Origin of the sequence: Streptomyces sp. YPW6, assembly GCF_018866325.1 — a bacterium.
In the GTDB taxonomy this organism is placed as follows: Bacteria; Actinomycetota; Actinomycetes; order Streptomycetales; family Streptomycetaceae; genus Streptomyces.
Genome location: NZ_CP076457.1, coordinates 1,547,197 through 1,565,064, shown reverse-complemented (window position 1 = coordinate 1,565,064; position 17,868 = coordinate 1,547,197). Strand labels below are relative to the sequence as shown.

General features: G+C 72.9%; 17 protein-coding genes. 13 read left to right on the top strand and 4 right to left on the bottom strand.

The genetic code is table 11. The features are described 5' to 3' along the window. Positions 1-85 precede the first annotated feature (85 nt). The 8 genes from KME66_RS06800 to KME66_RS33835 all read left to right on the top strand — a co-directional run bounded on the left by KME66_RS06800 (position 86) and on the right by KME66_RS33835 (position 5,787). A complete protein-coding gene (locus KME66_RS06800) occupies positions 86-886 on the top strand; it encodes a helix-turn-helix domain-containing protein (RefSeq protein WP_073228309.1) in 801 nt (266 codons plus the stop codon). A 162-nt stretch (positions 887-1,048) separates the two neighbouring features. Continuing rightward, the gene (rimO, locus tag KME66_RS06795) at positions 1,049-2,530 is read left to right on the top strand and encodes a 30S ribosomal protein S12 methylthiotransferase RimO (protein ID WP_216320146.1); all 1,482 of its coding nucleotides are present in this window, start codon (positions 1,049-1,051) and stop codon (positions 2,528-2,530) included. Next, positions 2,527-3,423 carry a CDP-diacylglycerol--glycerol-3-phosphate 3-phosphatidyltransferase gene (pgsA, locus tag KME66_RS06790; RefSeq protein WP_216320128.1) on the top strand — a complete coding sequence of 299 codons (897 nt, stop codon included), beginning with the start codon at positions 2,527-2,529 and terminating at the stop codon, positions 3,421-3,423. Before rimO ends, pgsA begins: the two co-directional genes overlap by 4 nt. Further along, positions 3,420-3,929, top strand: a complete 510-nt coding sequence (locus KME66_RS06785) for a CinA family protein (RefSeq protein ID WP_073228300.1) — start codon at positions 3,420-3,422, stop codon at positions 3,927-3,929. The genes pgsA and KME66_RS06785 overlap by 4 nt, the downstream gene beginning before the upstream one ends. Positions 3,930-4,038: 109 nt before the next feature. Next, entirely contained in the window at positions 4,039-4,422 is a 384-nt protein-coding gene (locus KME66_RS06780) for a helix-turn-helix domain-containing protein (protein ID WP_003965837.1), read from the top strand. A 199-nt stretch (positions 4,423-4,621) separates the two neighbouring features. Then, on the top strand, positions 4,622-5,092 hold the full coding sequence (locus tag KME66_RS06775; protein WP_073228294.1) for a Dps family protein: 471 nt from the start codon (positions 4,622-4,624) through the stop codon (positions 5,090-5,092). Between the two features lie 66 nt (positions 5,093-5,158). After that, a complete protein-coding gene (locus KME66_RS06770) occupies positions 5,159-5,350 on the top strand; it encodes a CsbD family protein (protein WP_073228290.1) in 192 nt (63 codons plus the stop codon). Between the two features lie 170 nt (positions 5,351-5,520). Next, the gene (locus KME66_RS33835) at positions 5,521-5,787 is read left to right on the top strand and encodes a hypothetical protein (protein ID WP_253208249.1); all 267 of its coding nucleotides are present in this window, start codon (positions 5,521-5,523) and stop codon (positions 5,785-5,787) included. Here the strand turns inward: KME66_RS33835 and KME66_RS06765 are convergent. From KME66_RS06765 to KME66_RS06755, 3 genes are all read right to left on the bottom strand, one after another. Continuing rightward, positions 5,735-6,499, bottom strand: a complete 765-nt coding sequence (locus KME66_RS06765; protein ID WP_216320125.1) for an SDR family NAD(P)-dependent oxidoreductase — start codon at positions 6,497-6,499, stop codon at positions 5,735-5,737. The two genes, KME66_RS33835 and KME66_RS06765, sit on opposite strands and share 53 nt — an antisense overlap. Before the next feature lie 36 nt (positions 6,500-6,535). Next, positions 6,536-7,405, bottom strand: coding sequence for an Fpg/Nei family DNA glycosylase (locus KME66_RS06760; protein ID WP_216320123.1), 870 nt, complete (start codon positions 7,403-7,405; stop codon positions 6,536-6,538). Positions 7,406-7,934: 529 nt separating this feature from the next. After that, positions 7,935-12,629 (bottom strand): DEAD/DEAH box helicase, encoded by a 4,695-nt coding sequence (locus KME66_RS06755; protein WP_216320120.1) that lies wholly within the window; start codon positions 12,627-12,629, stop codon positions 7,935-7,937. Positions 12,630-12,731: 102 nt separating this feature from the next. Here KME66_RS06755 and KME66_RS06750 point away from each other — a divergent pair, with 102 nt between their 5' ends. The 3 genes from KME66_RS06750 (at position 12,732) to KME66_RS06740 (ending at position 14,871) form a co-directional block, all read left to right on the top strand. Next, positions 12,732-13,580 carry an AraC family transcriptional regulator gene (locus KME66_RS06750; protein ID WP_216320111.1) on the top strand — a complete coding sequence of 283 codons (849 nt, stop codon included), beginning with the start codon at positions 12,732-12,734 and terminating at the stop codon, positions 13,578-13,580. Positions 13,581-13,723: 143 nt separating this feature from the next. After that, positions 13,724-14,569, top strand: a complete 846-nt coding sequence (locus KME66_RS06745; protein ID WP_216320109.1) for an AzlC family ABC transporter permease — start codon at positions 13,724-13,726, stop codon at positions 14,567-14,569. Then, the gene (locus KME66_RS06740) at positions 14,566-14,871 is read left to right on the top strand and encodes an AzlD domain-containing protein (protein WP_216320107.1); all 306 of its coding nucleotides are present in this window, start codon (positions 14,566-14,568) and stop codon (positions 14,869-14,871) included. Before KME66_RS06745 ends, KME66_RS06740 begins: the two co-directional genes overlap by 4 nt. A gap of 179 nt (positions 14,872-15,050) precedes the next feature. Here KME66_RS06740 and KME66_RS06735 read toward each other — a convergent pair whose 3' ends face one another. Continuing rightward, positions 15,051-15,965 carry a hypothetical protein gene (locus tag KME66_RS06735; RefSeq protein ID WP_073228266.1) on the bottom strand — a complete coding sequence of 305 codons (915 nt, stop codon included), beginning with the start codon at positions 15,963-15,965 and terminating at the stop codon, positions 15,051-15,053. Between the two features lie 80 nt (positions 15,966-16,045). Here KME66_RS06735 and KME66_RS06730 point away from each other — a divergent pair, with 80 nt between their 5' ends. Beyond that, the gene (locus KME66_RS06730) at positions 16,046-16,240 is read left to right on the top strand and encodes a DUF3046 domain-containing protein (RefSeq protein WP_073228262.1); all 195 of its coding nucleotides are present in this window, start codon (positions 16,046-16,048) and stop codon (positions 16,238-16,240) included. Between the two features lie 257 nt (positions 16,241-16,497). After that, on the top strand, positions 16,498-17,664 hold the full coding sequence (locus KME66_RS06725; RefSeq protein WP_216329127.1) for an AI-2E family transporter: 1,167 nt from the start codon (positions 16,498-16,500) through the stop codon (positions 17,662-17,664). Positions 17,665-17,868 lie beyond the last annotated feature (204 nt).

Below are 17,868 nucleotides of genomic sequence, written 5' to 3'. Positions count from 1 at the left end.
AGTCGTCCCTCCCGGTTGCCCCACCCTTTCGTACCCCCCCTAGACTGAACATCCAGCAGGTGGCTCACGCTCGAAAGGCGCCCCCGTGTCCATCGGCAACTCCCCCGAAGACGACCGGCCTTCGATCGGTCGTGCCCTTCAGCAGGCTCGCATCGCCGCAGGCCTGACGGTCGAGGAAGTCAGCAGCTCCACCCGGGTGCGCATCCCCATCGTGCACGCGATCGAGCAGGACGACTTCTCCCGCTCCGGCGGCGACGTCTACGCCCGCGGCCACATCCGCATGTTCGCCCGTGCCGTCGGTCTCGATCCGGACCCGCTGGTCGAGGAGTACGACGCCGACCACGGCGGCCGTCCCGCCCCGACCCCCGCGGCGCCGCTGTTCGAAGCGGAACGCATCCGCTCCGAACCCCGGCGGCCCAACTGGACCGCCGCCATGGTCGCGGCCATCGTCGCCGTCGTCGGGTTCGTCGGCTTCACGCTCTTCAGCGGCAACGACGAGCCCTCCGACACCGCCCAGGTCGCGGAGGGCTCCAAGCCCGACAAGACCGCGGCTAAGCCCACCGCCACGAAGCCCTCCGACCCCGAGCCCGTGCCCTCCGAGAGCGCCATCGCCGCCGCCCCCCGGGACAAGGTGACGGTCAAGATCGGTGTGAGCCGGGACAAGAGCTGGATCTCCGCCAAGGACCACAACGGGCGGATGCTCTTCGACGGGCTGCTCCTGGAGGGCGAGTCCAAGACCTTCCAGGACGAGGAGCGCATCGACCTCGTCCTCGGCAACGCCGGGGTGATCGACCTCTTCGTCAACGGGAAGAAGGTGCAGGACCGCTTCGAGCCCGGCCAGGTCGAACGGCTCTCCTACACCAAGGGCGACCCCGAGGCGGGCTGATCCGCCGCCCCGACCCCCTGCCGCGTCCCGACGGGCGCCCGGTCCCGCACCGGGCGCCCGTCGGCGTTCCCGGCCCCGCCCGGCTGCTACGGGGAGTGACAGCGGCGGGGCAGGCAACCCTGCACGGCAGGGCGGTCGCCGGGACGAAGTAGTCTTGAGTCCATGCCCGAACGCCGTACCGTCGCCCTTGTCACTCTTGGCTGCGCCCGTAACGAGGTGGACTCGGAGGAGCTTGCAGGCCGCTTGGCAGCGGACGGCTGGGACCTCGTCGAGGACGCCTCGGACGCGGATGTCGCAGTCGTCAACACCTGTGGGTTCGTCGAAGCCGCCAAGAAGGACTCCGTCGACGCCCTGCTCGAAGCCAATGATCTGAAGGACCACGGCCGCACCCAGGCCGTCGTCGCCGTCGGCTGCATGGCCGAGCGCTACGGCAAGGACCTCGCCGAGGCCCTGCCGGAGGCGGACGGCGTCCTCGGATTCGACGACTACGCCGACATCTCCGACCGGCTCCAGACCATCCTCAACGGCGGCATCCACGCCTCGCACACCCCGCGCGACCGCCGCAAGCTGCTGCCGATCAGCCCCGCCGAGCGGCAGGACGCCGTCGTGGCGCTGCCCGGCCATGCCCAGGAGACGCCCGCACCGGCCCCCGAGGACCTCCCCGAAGGCGTCGCCCCGCTCTCCGGCCCGCGCGCACCGCTGCGCCGCCGGCTCGGCACCAGCCCCGTCGCCTCGGTCAAGCTCGCCTCCGGCTGCGACCGCCGCTGTTCCTTCTGCGCCATCCCCTCCTTCCGCGGCTCCTTCATCTCGCGTCGCCCCTCGGACGTGCTCCAGGAGACCCGCTGGCTGGCCGAGCAGGGTGTCAAGGAGGTCATGCTCGTCTCCGAGAACAACACCTCCTACGGCAAGGACCTCGGCGACATCCGCCTCCTGGAGACCCTGCTGCCCGAGCTGGCCGACGTGGACGGCATCGAGCGCATCCGGGTCAGCTACCTCCAGCCCGCCGAGATGCGCCCCGGCCTCATCGACGTCCTCACCTCGACGCCGAAGGTCGCCCCGTACTTCGACCTCTCCTTCCAGCACTCCGCCCCGGGCGTCCTGCGCGCGATGCGCCGCTTCGGCGACACCGACCGCTTCCTGGAGCTCCTGGACACCATCCGCGGCAAGGCGCCCCAGGCCGGCGCCCGCTCCAACTTCATCGTCGGCTTCCCCGGTGAGACCGAGGCGGACCTCGCCGAGCTGGAACGCTTCCTCACCGGCGCCCGCCTGGACGCGATCGGCGTCTTCGGCTACTCCGACGAGGAGGGCACCGAGGCGGTCGGCTACGAGAACAAGCTCGATGCCGACGTCATCGCGGAGCGCCTCGCCCACATCTCCCAGCTGGCCGAGGAGCTGACCTCGCAGCGGGCCGAGGAGCGCGTCGGCGAGAACCTCCAGGTGCTCGTGGAGTCCATCGAGTCGGACGAGGACGGCGAGGTCGCGATCGGTCGCGCGGCCCACCAGGCCCCCGAAACGGACGGCCAGGTGGTCTTCACCACACGCGAGGGACTCGTGCCGGGCCGTATGGTCGAGGCAAAGGCAGTGGGCACCGAGGGCGTCGACCTGGTGGCCGAACACCACGAGCTTGCGGAGGCAGCCAGATGACGGGAGTCCCGGCATCCGCGGCAGGCGGCTCCGGCGCGAAGCCGGTCCGCGGCGGCAAGCTGGGGACTGCGGCCGTCAATCAGGCCAGCCTGTGGAACATCGCCAACATCCTGACCATGGTGCGACTGCTGCTCGTACCCGGCTTCGTCCTGCTGCTGTTCCACAACGGCGGCTACGACCCGGCCTGGCGCTCGTTCGCCTGGGCGGCCTTCGCCATCGCCATGATCACCGACCTGTTCGACGGCCATCTGGCGCGGACGTACAACCTGGTCACGGACTTCGGGAAGATCGCCGACCCGATCGCCGACAAAGCGATCATGGGCGCGGCGCTGGTCTCGCTCTCCGTCCTCGGCGATCTGCCCTGGTGGATCACCGCTGTGATCATCGCGCGTGAACTGGGCATCACGCTGATGCGGTTCTGGGTGATCCGCCATGCCGTGATCCCGGCCAGCCGGGGCGGGAAGCTGAAGACTCTCGCGCAGGGCACCGCGGTGGGGATGTACGTCCTGGCCCTCACCGGTCCGCTGGCGACCTTGCGCTTCTGGGTGATGATGGTCGCCGTCGTGCTGACGGTCGTGACCGGACTCGACTACGTACGCCAGGCCGTCGTCCTGCGCCGCAGGGGCCTCGCGGCGGAGCGCGCAGCGGCGGTCGAGCGAACAGCGGAGGCCGCGGAGGCCCTGCGGGCCGTGGCCGGGACCACGGCCGGTGGCACGGGCGGTGCGGGTTCCGCCGCCGGAGCCGTGGCCGGTGCGACGGACGTTCGTTGTGGTACGTCCGACGTACACGGGGGTACGACCGACGTACGCGGTGCCGGGACGGACATGCGTGCTGCCGGGACGGATGTACGGGGTACGGCCGAGGCGCGCGACGCCGCAGAGGCCGAGCGGTGACAGCCGCTGCCCAGGTGCTCCGGCTTCTCGGGGCGCGGGGTGAGACGCTCGCCGTCGCCGAATCGCTGACCGGCGGTCTGGTCGCCGCCGACCTCACCTCCGTACCCGGAGCCTCGCGGTCCTTCCGAGGCTCGGTCACGGCCTACGCCGGCCCTCTCAAGCGGGACGTCCTGGGCGTCGACGCGACCCTTCTGGCGGAGCGCGGCGCGGTGGACCCCGAGGTCGCGCTGCAGATGGCGGTGGGTGTGCGCCGGGCACTCGACGCGGACTGGGGTGTTTCCACCACGGGCGTCGCGGGGCCCGATCCCCAGGACGGACAGCCCGTCGGCACCGTCTACGTGGCGGTCGCGGGGCCCTCCGGCGTCGAGAAAGTCGCGGCTCTGCGGTTGAATGGTAAGAGGGCGGATATCCGTAGGGAGAGTGTGCGAAGCGTCCTCGAACTGCTCGCGCGCGAACTCGGTGGGAATGCGCGGGCACAGGATACGGAACAACACGGGGGGATTTGATGTTTGCAGCCCTGAGTGAACACGACATCGCTCCCCGCACGGCCGCGGCACAAGGCGGTACGGTAGGGCGTGAAGGATGCGGCTACGCGGTCCGAGGAGGGAGCCACCGATGATTCTGCTCCGTCGCCTGCTGGGTGACGTGCTGCGTCGGCAGCGCCAGCGCCAAGGCCGTACTCTGCGCGAAGTCTCCTCGTCCGCCCGGGTCTCGCTCGGTTATCTCTCCGAGGTGGAGCGGGGGCAGAAGGAGGCGTCCTCCGAGCTGCTCTCCGCGATTTGCGACGCGCTTGACGTACGGATGTCCGAGCTCATGCGAGAGGTGAGCGACGAGCTGTCGCTCGCGGAGCTGGCCGAGTCGGCAGCTGCCAGTGATCCGGTCCCAGTACCGGTTCGTCCCATGCTCAATTCCGTCTCCGTCTCGTCGGTCGCAGGCGTGCCGTCGGGACGTGTGACCATCAAGGCGCCCGCGGAAGCGGTGGACGTCGTCGCCGCCTGATCCACGCGGCACTTAGCTCGACCGGAGTCCCGGTCGGCCCCTCCCGGGGCCGGCCGGGATTTTTGCGTCGGGTGTGTGAGCCGGGAGCCAGTGGGCACACGGAGGACAAGGCCCACATGACCGTTTTGCTTCATATGTGCCATCGTGGGTGATGCACCGAGACGGTCAGTGAAGTGGCTGACGGATGGGAGTAGCGCACATGTCTGTGGTCAAGAGCACGTTGTCCGAGGGGGATCTCAAGGTCGTGGGAACGGCGCTCCAAGGCGCTCTGGTCGACCTCGTCGACCTCTCCCTGGTGGCCAAGCAGGTCCATTGGAACGTGGTCGGTCCGCGCTTCCGCTCCGTACACCTGCAGCTCGACGACGTCGTCGCCACCGCCCGGCAGCACTCCGACACGGTGGCCGAGCGCGCCTCGGCGGTCGGTGTCAACCCGGACGGGCGAGCCGGCACCGTGGCCAAGGAGACGGCCATCGCCTCCGTGCCGGAGGGCTGGATCAAGGACACCGACGCGGTGAGGATCCTGGTCGACGCGCTCGGCGTCGTCATCGGCCGGATGCGGGAGCGCATCGAGGCCACCGACGAGCCGGATCCCGTGACCCAGGACCTGCTGATCGCGCTGACGGCAGACCTGGAGAAGCACGCCTGGATGTTCCAGGCCGAAAGCGCCTGACCACCACCGGCGGGACGGCCGACGACCGGCGTCCCGGACACGTCCGACGAGCGGAGGAGCGACATCATGAGCGACGGAGCCATGGACCGGCTGAAGGGCAAGGGCAAGGAAGCGGTCGGCAAGCTGACCGGCGACCGCCGCAAGGAGGCCGAAGGCAAGGCCGACCAGGCCAAGGGCGGAGTCAAGGACGCGACCGACGGGCTCGGTGAGCGTGCCAAGGGCGTCAAGGACTCCCTCGGACGGGACGACGACCAGTAGTCCCGCGGCCCCGGCCGCCCAGGGTTTTTCGTGCCCCCGTCGTTACGGCGGGGGCACTCCTGTGTGCGGACCCCCTCCGGTGGGGTGGCTCTTCGGCCGGACGTTCTGGATGCACTGCCTTCGCGGCCAGGGGAAACTGCCGGAAAGGACCCCGGCCGCAGGAGGCAGCGATGATACGGCGATGGGTGCCGGCGCTGGTTCTCGGCGGGCTGTGGTGGTGGGCGGTGCTGAGGCTGGTGCTGTGTCCGGAACAGGCGGGGCTGGTGGAGGGGGCGGTGGCGGCGGGCGGCTGGGGGCTGAGCCTGCTGCCGGTGCATGTCGCGTCGGTGGTGCCGCTCGGCTCCTCACGGGGTTCCGGCGCTGGTGCGGCGGCCGTCGGGCGCCTCACCAGGGCATGGCGACGCCGCCGTTCGGCCGGAGGATCTGGCCGGTCATGAAGGCCGAGGCGTCCGAGGCCAGGTGCAGCACGGTATGGGCGACGTCCTCGGGCTCTCCGACCCGGCCCAGCGGAGAGATCCGGGCCATCGTCGCTTCCGCCCGCTGCTGCCCCGACCCATCGTGCCGGTCGGTCATCGGTGTACGGATCCAGCCGGGCGCGACGGCGTTCACCCGTATGGCGTGCGGCCCCAGCTCCGTGGCCAGCGTCTTGGTCAGCTGCACCACGGCGGCCTTCGCCACGCTGTAGCAGAGCAGGCCCGCGCTCGCGGAATCCACGGCGCCCGACGCGAGCGTGATCAGCGAGCCGGGCGCCGAGCGTGCCGTCAGGGAGCGGGCCACTTCCTGGCAGGCGTACAGCACCCCCTTGAAATTGGCCGCCAGTACGCGGTCCAGGTCCTCGTCCGCCGTCTCCAGCACCCGGCTGGTGTGCATGATGCCGGCCGCGGCGACGAGGATGTCGACATGCCCGGCCGCGCCGACGGCCGCCCGCACCCGGTCGCGGTCGGTGACGTCCAGGAGGTGGGTGCGGGCGCTGCCGCCCGCTTCGGCGATCAGGTCGTACGTCCGGCGCAGGCCCGTCTCGTCCTGGTCCGCGCAGTGGACCAGGGCCCCGGCCTCGGCGAGCAGCAGGGCGCTCGCCCGCCCGATACCGCTCGCCGCACCGGTGACGAACGCGGCGCGGCCCGTGAGGTCGTACGCGCGCAGAGCCATGACCGGACCGTACGACCGCATCTGACGGCTCGTCAACTAGGGGGTGGGGCCCGACTGGCAGCCGGGGCACCAGTAGGTGGGTCGGTCGTCCTGGTCGGCGCGGCGGATCGGGGTGCCGCAGCGCAGACAGGGCCTGCGGGCCCGGCCGTAGACATAGAGCCGCTCCTGGACGCGGTGGGGCGGGCGCGACCGCGGGCGGCCGGGGGGCGGGGCCGGGCGCGGGCCGGAGACCCGATCCGGCGGAGTGCGGAGTTCCGAGGTGATCGTCGTCGTGCGGGTGGGGCGGTCGCGGTTGGCGTGCAGCAGGCGCTCGGCGAGCGTGACGAGCCGGGGGAGCACACCGTCGGGAAGGGCGCCCACGGGGAGCCACGGGGTGACGCGCGCCAGGAAGCACAGCTCGCACTTGTAGACGTTGCCGATGCCCGCCAGATTGCGCTGGTCGAGGAGCGCTTCCCCGAGGGGTCGGTCCGGAGCGGTGAGCAGCCGGTCCAGGGCGAGGCCGGGGTCCCAGTCGGGGCCCAGAAGATCCGGCCCCAGGTGCCCCACGGCCCGGTCCTCCTCGGCGGTGTGCAGCAGTTCCAGCACGGGGAGCCGGTAGCCGACGGCGGTGTGCCCGGCGTTGCCGAGGATCGCGCGGATCTGGTGGCCGGGGCCGCCCCGCCAGCGCTCGTCCGGGGCGAACACCCGCCAGGCCCCGTCCATCCGGAGGTGGCTGTGGAGCGCCAGGCCTCCCTCGATGCGGGTCAGCAGGTGCTTGCCGCGCGCGGTGACGTCCAGCACCGTCCGGCCGGTGAGGTCGGCGGTGGCGAAACGGGGGACGCGCAGGTCCGACCGGGTCAGCACCTGCCCCGCCAGCGCCGCGTGCAGCCGGGTGGCGGTCTGCAGGACGGTGTCTCCTTCGGGCATGCCTCCATGATGGGCGAGCGGAAGGAATCGCGCGGCGAACCGGCCCCGGCCGCGTTGACGGAGTGGCGGGTGTGCCGACGGGGTCCGGGGGCGCCGGTCCGGCGCTCAGGCGGGGGCCGGACCGATCCCCGGACAGGTGCCGACCGCGGCGCGGGTGGGGCGTCGCGTCCGAGGCGCGGGCGCGACGCCTGCTCCGCGGGCGGGCGGGAGGCGGTTCGGGCCGGAGGCGGTCCGTGCCAGGGGGCCGGGTGCGGGTCCCGGGTGGGGGGTCTCCGGGGCGGGCGGGGCGCTGGTTCGGGCCCTGGGCGGGGAGGTCTCCGGGGCGGGCGGGAGGCGGTCCGTGCCGGGTGCGCTGGTTCGGGGCCCAGGGTGGGGAGGTCTTCGGGGTGGACGGTGTGCTGGTTCGGGGCCCGGGGTGGGGAGGTCACCGAGGTGGCGGGAGGCGGTCCGGGCCCAGGGTGGGGAGGTCTTCGGGGGGTGGGGTGTCTGTTCTGGCCCGTCTCCGGGGTGGGCGGGAGCTTCTCACGGGTCAGGCGCGCAGGCGCAGGCCTCTCGGCGTGGCGAGGAAGCCGGCCGCCTCCAGCGTCCGGCCCAGCGGCGAGGTGAGGGAGGAGGCGCCGTTCGTCCGCTCCACCGTCACCGTGCCCAGGGCTCCGGCGCGGGCAGCTGCGGCCAGGGCCTCGGCCGCCGCCCGCAGAGCCGGGGCCTCGGGATCGGACGGCCAGGCCAGGAGGGTCTTGCCGCCGCGCTCCATGTAGAGCGTCAGCTCGCCGTCGACGAGGACCACCAGCGCCCCCGCCTTGCGGCCCGGTTTGTGTCCGGCGCCGTCCGGGGACTCCGGCCACGGCAGCGCCGCCCCGTAGGCGTTGGCCGGGTCCGCCGCGGCCAGCACCAGCGCCTCGGGCGCGGCGCCCGGATCCCGGCGGTCGCGAGCCGTGGAGGCCGCCCGCAGCCGGTCCACCGCCCCGTCCATCGCGAACTGGGCCGCCCCGAGACCCTCGACCACATAGCCGCGCCGGGCCTGCCCGCTGTCCTCGAAGGCGGCCAGGACGCGATACGTCGCGGAGAAGCCGCCCTCCACCCCCTCGGCCTGCACCGCCCCGCGGGTCACCACGCCGTGCCGGTCGAGGAGGGTCCGGGCCAGGGCGTGGGCGCGGTGGGTCCGCTCCGGCTCGGCCGGGGGGAGCAGGGACCAGCGGCCCGACACCGTCGGCGGGCCGGTACGGGACGCGGGCCGGGCGGCGGCGGTGAGCGAGCCGTAACGCCCGCGCGGGACGCTGCGCCGCGAGCGGTGGGCGGTGGAGCCCGCCGTGCGTCCGGAGCCCAGGAGCGAGCGCAGCGGGGCCAGGGTGTCGTTGGTGAGCCGCCCGGACCAGGCCAGCTCCCACAGCGCGTCGGCCAGCTGCTGCTCCGTGCAGTCCGGGTGGGTGGTGGCCCGGACCTGGTCGGCGATCTGGCGGAAGAAGAGGCCGTATCCGCCGGAGAGCGTCGTGAGCACGGACTCGTGGAGCGCCGACAACTCCAGCGGGTGCGGGGCGGGCAGGAGCAGCGGTGCGCTGTCGGCGAGGTAGAGGGACACCCAGCCGTCCTTGCCGGGCAGCGCCCCCGCCCCCGCCCAGACGACCTCGCCCGTGGTCGTCAGCTCGTCGAGCATCGCGGGGGTGTAGCCGAGGACCCGGCCCGGCAGGATCAGCTTCTCCAGCGCCGACGCGGGCACGGGCGCTCCCTGGAGCTGCTCGACGGCGCGGGCCAGACCGTCGATCCCCCGCAGCCGGTCGGAGCCGACGTGCTGCCACGGAGGGAGGAAGGAGGCCAGGGCCGCGGGCGGCACCGGCTCCAGCTCCTGGCGGAGCGCGGCCAGCGAACGGCGGCGGAGCCTGCGCAGCACCGTGGCGTCGCACCATTCCTGGCCGATGCCTGCCGGGTGGAACTCACCCTGGACGGTCCGGCCGGAGGCCGAGAGGCGTTGCAGCGCGCCGTCGGTGACGGCCGTGCCGAGCCCGAAGCGCTCGGCGGCCAGGGCGGCGGTGAACGGACCGTGGGTCCGCGCGTACCGGGCGAGGAGGTCCCCGAGCGGGTCCTTCACCGGCTCGGTGAACGCCTCGGGGACACCGACCGGAAGCGCGGTGCCCAGGGCGTCGCGCAGCCGGCCCGCGTCCTCGATCGCCGCCCAGTGGTCGGCGCCGGCGATCCGGACCCGGATCGCCCGGCGTGCCGTGGCCAGCTCCGGTGCCCAGGACGGCTCGGCGCCCCGCTCGGCCAGCTCGGCGTCGGTCAGCGGACCGAGCACGCGCAAGAGGTCGGCCACCCCTTCGACATCCTTGACGCGGCGGTCCTCGGTGAGCCACTGCAGCTCCCGCTCCAGCTCGGTCAGGACCTCGGGGTCGAGCAGTTCGCGCAGCTCCGCCTGGCCGAGCAGCTCGGCGAGGAGATGGGAGTCCAGGGAGAGGGCGGCGGCGCGCCGCTCGGCGAGCGGTGAGTCGCCCTCGTACAGGAACTGGGCCACATAGCCGAAGAGGAGGGAGCGGGCGAACGGGGAGGGCTCCTGGGTGGTCACCTCGACCAGCCGGACCCGGCGCGCCTCCAGATCGCCCATCAGTTCCGTGAGCCCCGGGACGTCGAACACGTCCTGGAGGCACTCGCGGACGGCCTCCAGGACGATCGGGAAGGAGCCGAACTCCGAGGCGACCTGGAGCAGCTGGGAGGCCCGCTGGCGCTGCTGCCAGAGCGGGGTGCGCTTGCCGGGGGAGCGTCGGGGCAGCAGCAGGGCGCGTGCGGCGCACTCCCGGAACCGGGCGGCGAACAGGGCCGATCCGCCCACCTGGTCGGTGACGATCTGCTGGACCTCGCCCTGCTCGAAGACGACGTCGGCCGCCGCCACCGGGGGTTGGTCGCTGTCGTGGGCCAGGGCCGCCGGTGTCGGTTCGCCGTGCCCGGACTCCGGTGTTCCCAAGGCCCCCGGGGCGTCGAAATCGAGCAGGTCCAGGCCCATCATGTCCGCGTCGGGCAGGCGCAGCACGATTCCGTCGTCGGCGTGCATCACCTGGGCGTCCATGCCGTAGCGCTCACCGAGGCGGGCCGAGAGGGCGAGCGCCCAGGGGGCGTGCACCTGGGCGCCGAAGGGGGAGTGCACGACGACCCGCCAGTCGCCCAGCTCGTCGCGGAACCGCTCGACCAGGATGGTCCGGTCGTCCGGCACATGGCCGCAGGCCCGGCGCTGCTCGTCCAGATAGGCCAGGACGTTGTCCGCCGCCCAGGCGTCGAGGCCGGCGGCGAGCAGCCGCAGCCGGGCGTCCTCCTCGGACAGGCCGCCGATCTCACGGAGGAACGCCCCCAGGGCGCGGCCGAGCTCCAGCGGGCGGCCCAGCTGGTCGCCCTTCCAGAACGGCAGCCTGCCCGGAACGCCCGGGGCGGGTGAGACGAGCACCCGGTCCCTGGTGATGTCCTCGATCCGCCAGGACGTGGTGCCCAGGGTGAAGACGTCGCCGACGCGGGACTCGTAGACCATCTCCTCGTCCAGCTCGCCGACCCGGCCGCCGCCCTTCTTCGGGTCCGCCCCGGCGAGGAACACCCCGAAGAGGCCGCGGTCCGGGATGGTGCCGCCCGAGGTGACGGCGAGCCGCTGCGCGCCGGGGCGGCCCGTGACCGTACCCCCCACGCGGTCCCACACCACCCGGGGGCGCAGCTCCGCGAAGGCGTCGGAGGGATAGCGCCCGGCGAGCATGTCGAGAACGGCGGTGAACGCGGACTCGGGCAGTGAGGCGAACGGGGCGGCCCGCCGCACCAGGGCCAGCAGGTCGTCGGCCTGCCAGCTGTCCAGGGCCACCATGGCGACCAGCTGCTGCGCCAGGACGTCCAGCGGATTGGCCGGGATGCGCAGCGCCTCGATGGCCCCCTCGCGCATCCGCTCGGTGACCACGGCGGCCTGCACCAGATCGCCCCGGTACTTCGGGAAGACCACTCCGGTGGAGACCGCACCCACCTGGTGTCCGGCCCGGCCCACCCGCTGGAGTCCGGAGGCGACGGAGGGCGGGGACTCCACCTGGACCACCAGGTCGACCGCGCCCATGTCGATGCCCAGCTCCAGGCTGGAGGTGGCCACCACGGCGGGCAGCCGGCCCGCCTTGAGGTCCTCCTCCACCTGGGCGCGCTGCTCCTTGGAGACCGAGCCGTGGTGGGCGCGGGCCAGCAGGGCGGGGGCGCCCCTGCCCGCCCCGGACTGGGCCATGATCTCGGCGGGGGCGTGCGCCTCGGGCAGTGCGGGGGCCGGGGCGTCCGGGTCGAAGGCGGTGCCGGTCGCCCGCTCGTAGGCGATCTCGTTGAGCCGGTTGCACAGGCGCTCCGCCAGCCGCCGGGAGTTGGCGAAGACGATGGTGGAGCGGTGCGACTGGACGAGGTCGGCGATACGCTCCTCGACATGCGGCCAGATCGAGGGCTTGTCCGCCTGCCCTGAGTCGCCGTCGGTGGCGGGGGAGCCGCCCAGCTCGCCCAGATCCTCGACCGGCACGACGACCGAGAGGTCGAACTCCTTGGCCGACGGGGGCTGGACGATCTCCACCTTCCGCTGCGGCGACAGGAAGCGGGCCACCTCGTCGACCGGCCGGACCGTCGCGGACAGGCCGACGCGCCGGGCGGGGCGGGCCAGCAGCTCGTCGAGCCGCTCCAGGGAGAGGGCGAGGTGGGCGCCCCGCTTCGTCCCCGCGACCGCGTGCACCTCGTCGAGGATCACCGTCTCGACACCGGCCAGCGCGTCCCGGGCGGAGGACGTCAGCATCAGGAACAGCGACTCGGGTGTGGTGATCAGGATGTCCGGCGGTCGGGACACCATGGAGCGGCGCTCGGCCGGCGGGGTGTCGCCGGAGCGGATACCGACGCGCACCTCGGGCTCCGGCAGGCCCAGGCGCACCGACTCCTGGCGGATGCCGGTCAGCGGCGAGCGGAGGTTGCGCTCGACGTCGACCGCGAGGGCCTTGAGCGGGGACACGTACAGCACCCGGCAGCGCTTCTTGGCGTCGGCGGGCGGCGGCTCGGCGGCCAGGCGGTCCAGCGAGGCGAGGAACGCGGCCAGCGTCTTGCCGGAACCGGTCGGTGCGACGACCAGGACGTCACTGCCCTCGCCGATGGCCCGCCAGGCGCCCTCCTGCGCGGCGGTGGGCGCGCTGAAGGCCCCCGCGAACCAGCTGCGGGTCGCGGGCGAGAACGCGTCGAGCGCGGATCCGGTCATGTCCTCCATCGTGCACCCCGCCACTGACAACAGGCCGGTGACACCGCTGGCGGCGGTTCGCTCGGCACCTGGCGCACGACCGGGACCTGCGAGAATGGCCCCATGGCGGGAGCGGACGACGTCGCGGAGTGGGCACGGCACTGGCAGTACGCCGAGCTGCCCGACCTCGATCTGCTGCGCGCCCGGTACGTCCGGCACACCTTCCCCCGGCACAGCCACGAGGGCTATGTCCTCGGAGCGGTCACCGGCGGGGTGGAGGACGTGGGGCTGCCGGACGGCACGGTCCACGCGGTCCCCGGAACCGTCGTCATGATCAACCCGGAGGTGCCGCACACCGCGCGGTCCGGGACCCCCGAGGGCTGGGTCTACTCCACGCTCTATCCGTCGGCCCGGGTCGTCAGCGACATCGCGGCCGAAATGACGTCCCTGCGCGGCACGGTCGGCTTCGCCGAGACCCGGGTGACCGACCCCCACGCCTCCCGGCTGATCACCGAGGTGCACCGGGCGGCGGAGGAAGGCAACGCGCTGGCGGCCGACAGCCTGCTGCGGATCCTGGTCACCCGGCTTCTCCGCCGTCACGGCAGTCCGTTGCCCGGCCTGACCGCGCACGCCGGGGGCGCGCGGAACGCCGTTCGCGCCCGTGCCGTGCTGGAGGAGCGCATGGCCGCCCCGCCCACGTTGGAGGCGCTCGCCGTCGAGCTGGGCACCGGCCCGTTCGCGCTGCTGAGAGCCTTCAAGAGGCAGTACGGGATGCCACCCCACACCTGGCTCACCGACGCCCGGGTGCGCCGGGCCCGGCGCATGCTCGACATCGGGATCGCACCCGCCGAGGCCGCGACCGCCGTCGGTTTCACGGATCAGCCGCACCTCAACCGGCACTTCACCCGGATCGTGGGTGTGCCGCCGGGCGCGTACCAGCGCGAGCGCGGAGTGCTGCGCCCCGGTCGATGAGAATGCGCGAACGCAGCGTGCACGAATGCGTGAACGTGGCGTGCACATCGGAAGCGCCGAACGTACCGGGCGTAGGGGCGAAGCCGTTCGAGCGTGCAAGAACGTACAAGACCGGGCCGGAATGCCCCCGTAGCGTTCCGGACGTGGCAGAACAGACAGCACTCCCAGAGAGCACCGGTACGCCCGGCGCCATATCCGCCGGTCCGCCCGGCCCGGCGGCCGAGGACCGGCCGGACAAGCCCGACGCGGCCGTCGTCCGCGACGCGCTCGGCGTCGGCATCGCCGTGGGCCTCTCCGGTTTCGCCTTCGGTGTCACCTCCGCCGGCTCCGGCCTCAGTCTGCTCCAGACCTGCGTCCTGAGCCTCCTCGTCTTCACCGGTGCCTCGCAGTTCGCCCTGGTCGGGGCGCTGGCCGCGGGCGGCAACCCGTACACCGCGGCGGCCGGCGCGTTCTTCCTGGGCGTCCGGAACGCGTTCTACGGCCTGCGGCTCTCCCAACTGCTCGCGCTTCCCCGTGGGGTACGGCCGTTCGCCGCCCACTGGGTCATCGACGAGACGACCGCGGTCACCCTGCCCCAGCCCACCCGGCGGGCCGCGCGCATCGGCTTCACGGTCACCGGACTCACCCTCTACGTGCTGTGGAACCTCACCACCCTGGCGGGAGCTCTGGGCGCCGAGGCGCTGGGCGACACCGACGCCTGGGGCCTCGACGCGGCGAGCCCCGCGGTGTTCCTCGCGCTGCTCGCGCCGATGCTCAGGAGCACCACCGAACGCGTCACGGCGGGACTGGCCGTCGTCCTGGCCCTGACCCTGCTGCCCGTGGTGCCGGCGGGTGTGCCCGTCCTGCTGTCGGCGCTCGCCGCGCCCGTCGTCCTCTTCCTCATGGGACGGACGAAACGGAGGCCGGGCGACGGGAACGGGCCGAACGGCACCCCGGCGCAGGGGGAGCAGGCCGTGGCACGGGGAGAGAAGCGGGAGCGGTGTTCATGAACGTCTGGATTGCCGTCGGACTGACCGTGGCGGGCTGCTACCTCGCCAAACTCCTGGGCCTGCTCGTGCCCGCGGGCGTACTGGAGCGGCCGCTCGTCCAGCGCATGGCCGCCCTGCTGCCCGTGGCGCTGCTGGCGGCACTCACCGCGCAGCAGACCTTCGGCGACGGCCATCAGATCGTCCTCGACGCGCGTGCCGCCGGTCTCGGCGCGGCGGCACTCGCCCTGGTTCTCCGTGCCCCCTTTCTGGTCGTCGTCGCCGGGGGCGTCCTGGTCACGGCGGGAGCACGGGCGCTGGCCTGACCGAGGGGACGCCCGCCTCCGGTTCTGCGCGCCGGGCCCTGTACGTGCAGGTCCCGCGCGCCGGGACCCGTACGTGCCGCCCTGTGCGCCGGGACCCGTACGTCCTGTCCTGCGTGCCGGGACCCGTACGTCCTGTCCTGGGTGAGGCCTCGTACCCCCTGTACGGTCGGCCGCCCCGGTCAGCCGAGCGGGCGACCGTACGCGCGCAGGGTCTCCAGGGCCCTGAGCGTCACCAGCGGGCGTCCTTCCAGCGCGGTTCCCGGCGCCCATCGGCGCCAGTTCACGGGCCAGCCTCCGTCCTCCTGCTGCTCCGCCGCCAGATGGTCGAGCGAGCGCTCCAGTTCCTCGTCCGTGAACCAGCGGCGGGCCAGGGATCCGGGAGAACGGGCGTAGTCGTGCGGGAAGTGGTGCTCGCCCGGGGCGTACCCCGTAGCCACCGGATACTCCGCCCGCCGGGACGGGTCGAGCACCGCGAGCCGCTGCTCGCGCACCAGCCGGCCGACGCGGTCCGCCGCCGCTTCGGCGCGGGCCCGGTCCGGGACGCCGTCCAGGAAAGCGACCGCGGCTTCGACCTCGTAGGGGTGGGACTGCTCCAGAGCGTCGACGGCGCTCCAGCAGAAGTCCGTCGCGCGGAACAGCCAGGCGTTCCACACCTGATTGCCGTGCAGCAGCCCGACGACCGGGCCGGTCGCGAGCAGTTCCGCCGGCGGGTCGTCCACGATCGGGATGAAGGGTGCCGCGGGATAGCCACGCTGGGTGGGCAGCAGGGCGGGCAGCGCGCCCTCTTTGGTTGACACATCGGTCAGGAAGCGGCAGATCCGTTCAGCGCGCTGTCCGTCGCAGCGGTTGATCGAGTCGAGAACGCTCAGTGCGTGGGCGGTGTGCAGCGGCTGGCTGACCGGGCCCCGGAGATCGGGTTCCAGCGCGTGACCGTAGCCGCCGTCCTGGTTGAGGTAGGCGGTCAGGGCCGTCTCGACGGCGTCGGGATCTCCGCCCAGGAAGGCATGGGCGAACCTCCTCTGTTCGAGGACGCGGGCAGTGAGCCAGATGAACTGCTCGGCACGGGCGAGGGTGTGTGCTCCGGTTCCAGCCATGGACCGACCGTAGAGCGCGAAAGGGGCCGGGCACATGCCAGGTGGACCTGCTGCACTCTCAGGAGCGGGATACTGGTGGCATGCGGTTGACGATTTTCTGGGAGCGGATGGCCGAGCACTTCGGTGCGGCGTACGCGGACTCCTTCGCCCGTGACCACGTGATGGCCGAACTCGGAGGTCGCACGGTGCACCAGGCCCTGGACGCGGGCTGGGACGCCAAGGACGTCTGGCGCGGGGTCTGCGCGGCCATGGACGTCCCGGCGGACAAGCGCTGAACGTCTCCCGAACATCCACGGCGTCCCCGGGCCTCGCGGTGGTCCCGGCGGACAAGCGCTGAGCCGGAGAGACCCCCTTCCCGGCGGAAGCGGAGCCGGAGGGGCCGGTTCGGGGCGGGGGACCGGCTGTCCGTGGCGTAGGCGAGACTTGTCCCGTGCCATCGACAGACGAGAGCGCCCCGGCCCAGCCGTCCGCCGTCCCGCCCGCTCCGCCGACCGCCCCACCCGCGCCGCCCACCGGCTCCGGCGGGCTCCGTATGCCTGGCTGGCTGCCGCGTGCGATGCTGCTGGCCCTGGCGCTCTACGCGTGCTTCCAGCTCGGAAGTTGGGCGTTCTACCAGCTCATCGGGTTGCTGACGAACGTTCTGATCGCGTTCTTCCTCGCGCTCGCCATCGAGCCCGCGGTTGGCCGCATGGCGGCTCGCGGCATCCGCCGCGGCCTTGCCACGTTCCTCGTCTTCCTCGGCCTGACGATCTTCGGCCTCGGTTTCGTGGTGCTGCTCGGGTCGATGCTCGCGGGCCAGATCGTCGACATGGTCGACGAGTTCCCCAAGTACATCGACTCGGTGATCAACTGGGTCAACCAGACCTTCCGCACCGAGCTCTCGCGGGTCGAGGTCCAGGACAGCCTCCTGCACTCCGACTGGCTGCAGAAGTACGTCCAGAACAGCGCCACCGGAGTGCTCGACATCTCCACCACGGTGCTGGGCGGCCTGTTCCGGCTGCTGACCGTCTTCCTGTTCTCGTTCTACTTCGCGGCCGACGGCCCCCGGCTCCGCCGCGCCCTGTGCTCCGTCCTGCCGCCGGCCCGGCAGACCGAGGTGCTGCGCGCCTGGGAGATCGCGGTCGACAAGACCGGCGGCTACATCTACTCACGCGGCCTGATGGCGCTGATCTCCGGCGTCGCGCACTACATCCTGCTGGTCATCCTCGACGTGCCCTACGCCCCGGCGCTCGCCGTCTGGGTCGGACTCGTCTCGCAGTTCATCCCCACCATCGGCACGTATCTCGCGGGCGCCCTGCCCATGCTGATCGCCTTCACGGTCGACCCCTGGTACGCACTGTGGGTGCTTGGCTTCGTGGTGATCTACCAGCAGTTCGAGAACTACGTGCTCCAGCCCAAGCTGACCGCGAAGACCGTCGACATCCATCCCGCGGTCGCCTTCGGGTCGGTCATCGCCGGTACGGCCCTGCTCGGCGCGGTCGGGGCGCTGGTCGCCATCCCCGCGGTCGCCACGCTCCAGGCGTTCCTGGGCGCCTATGTGAAGCGCTACGACGTCATGGACGACCCGCGCGTGCACGGGGGAAGCAGCCGCGTGCCCCGGAGCCCGTTGCCGTCACGCATGCGCCGCCTGCTGCGCGGCCTCCGGGCCGGCGGCCGCGGGGGAGCGGAGGAGACGTCGGGCGGGCCGCGTCAGCGGTAGCCCCTCGCTGCGAGGCGGGGTACGGCCCGCCGGCCGGTCGCAGGCGTGGCGTCAGCGGCAGCCCGTGACGTCGGCCGGGAGGTCCGGGGTCCGGCGGGGCCCGGGGTCGGGCCAGTTCGCCTCGACCGTCACCGTCGTCGTCGCCGTCCTCGTGCGCCGCTGAGGGACCGCGAACGCATCGCGTCGCCGTGGTCCCGTCGCACT

What these genes read in the sequence shown, in the direction of transcription:
- rimO (WP_216320146.1), top strand. Translation starts at nt 1,049, where the DNA reads ATGCCCGAACGCCGTACCGTCGCCCTTGTCACTCTTGGCTGCGCCCGT.
- pgsA (WP_216320128.1), top strand. Translation starts at nt 2,527, where the DNA reads ATGACGGGAGTCCCGGCATCCGCGGCAGGCGGCTCCGGCGCGAAGCCG.
- KME66_RS06780 (WP_003965837.1), top strand. Translation starts at nt 4,039, where the DNA reads ATGATTCTGCTCCGTCGCCTGCTGGGTGACGTGCTGCGTCGGCAGCGC.
- KME66_RS06775 (WP_073228294.1), top strand. Translation starts at nt 4,622, where the DNA reads ATGTCTGTGGTCAAGAGCACGTTGTCCGAGGGGGATCTCAAGGTCGTG.
- KME66_RS06770 (WP_073228290.1), top strand. Translation starts at nt 5,159, where the DNA reads ATGAGCGACGGAGCCATGGACCGGCTGAAGGGCAAGGGCAAGGAAGCG.
- KME66_RS33835 (WP_253208249.1), top strand. Translation starts at nt 5,521, where the DNA reads ATGATACGGCGATGGGTGCCGGCGCTGGTTCTCGGCGGGCTGTGGTGG.
- KME66_RS06765 (WP_216320125.1), bottom strand. Translation starts at nt 6,499, where the DNA reads ATGGCTCTGCGCGCGTACGACCTCACGGGCCGCGCCGCGTTCGTCACC.
- KME66_RS06760 (WP_216320123.1), bottom strand. Translation starts at nt 7,405, where the DNA reads ATGCCCGAAGGAGACACCGTCCTGCAGACCGCCACCCGGCTGCACGCG.
- KME66_RS06755 (WP_216320120.1), bottom strand. Translation starts at nt 12,629, where the DNA reads ATGACCGGATCCGCGCTCGACGCGTTCTCGCCCGCGACCCGCAGCTGG.
- KME66_RS06750 (WP_216320111.1), top strand. Translation starts at nt 12,732, where the DNA reads ATGGCGGGAGCGGACGACGTCGCGGAGTGGGCACGGCACTGGCAGTAC.
- KME66_RS06740 (WP_216320107.1), top strand. Translation starts at nt 14,566, where the DNA reads ATGAACGTCTGGATTGCCGTCGGACTGACCGTGGCGGGCTGCTACCTC.
- KME66_RS06735 (WP_073228266.1), bottom strand. Translation starts at nt 15,965, where the DNA reads ATGGCTGGAACCGGAGCACACACCCTCGCCCGTGCCGAGCAGTTCATC.
- KME66_RS06730 (WP_073228262.1), top strand. Translation starts at nt 16,046, where the DNA reads ATGCGGTTGACGATTTTCTGGGAGCGGATGGCCGAGCACTTCGGTGCG.
- KME66_RS06725 (WP_216329127.1), top strand. Translation starts at nt 16,498, where the DNA reads ATGCCTGGCTGGCTGCCGCGTGCGATGCTGCTGGCCCTGGCGCTCTAC.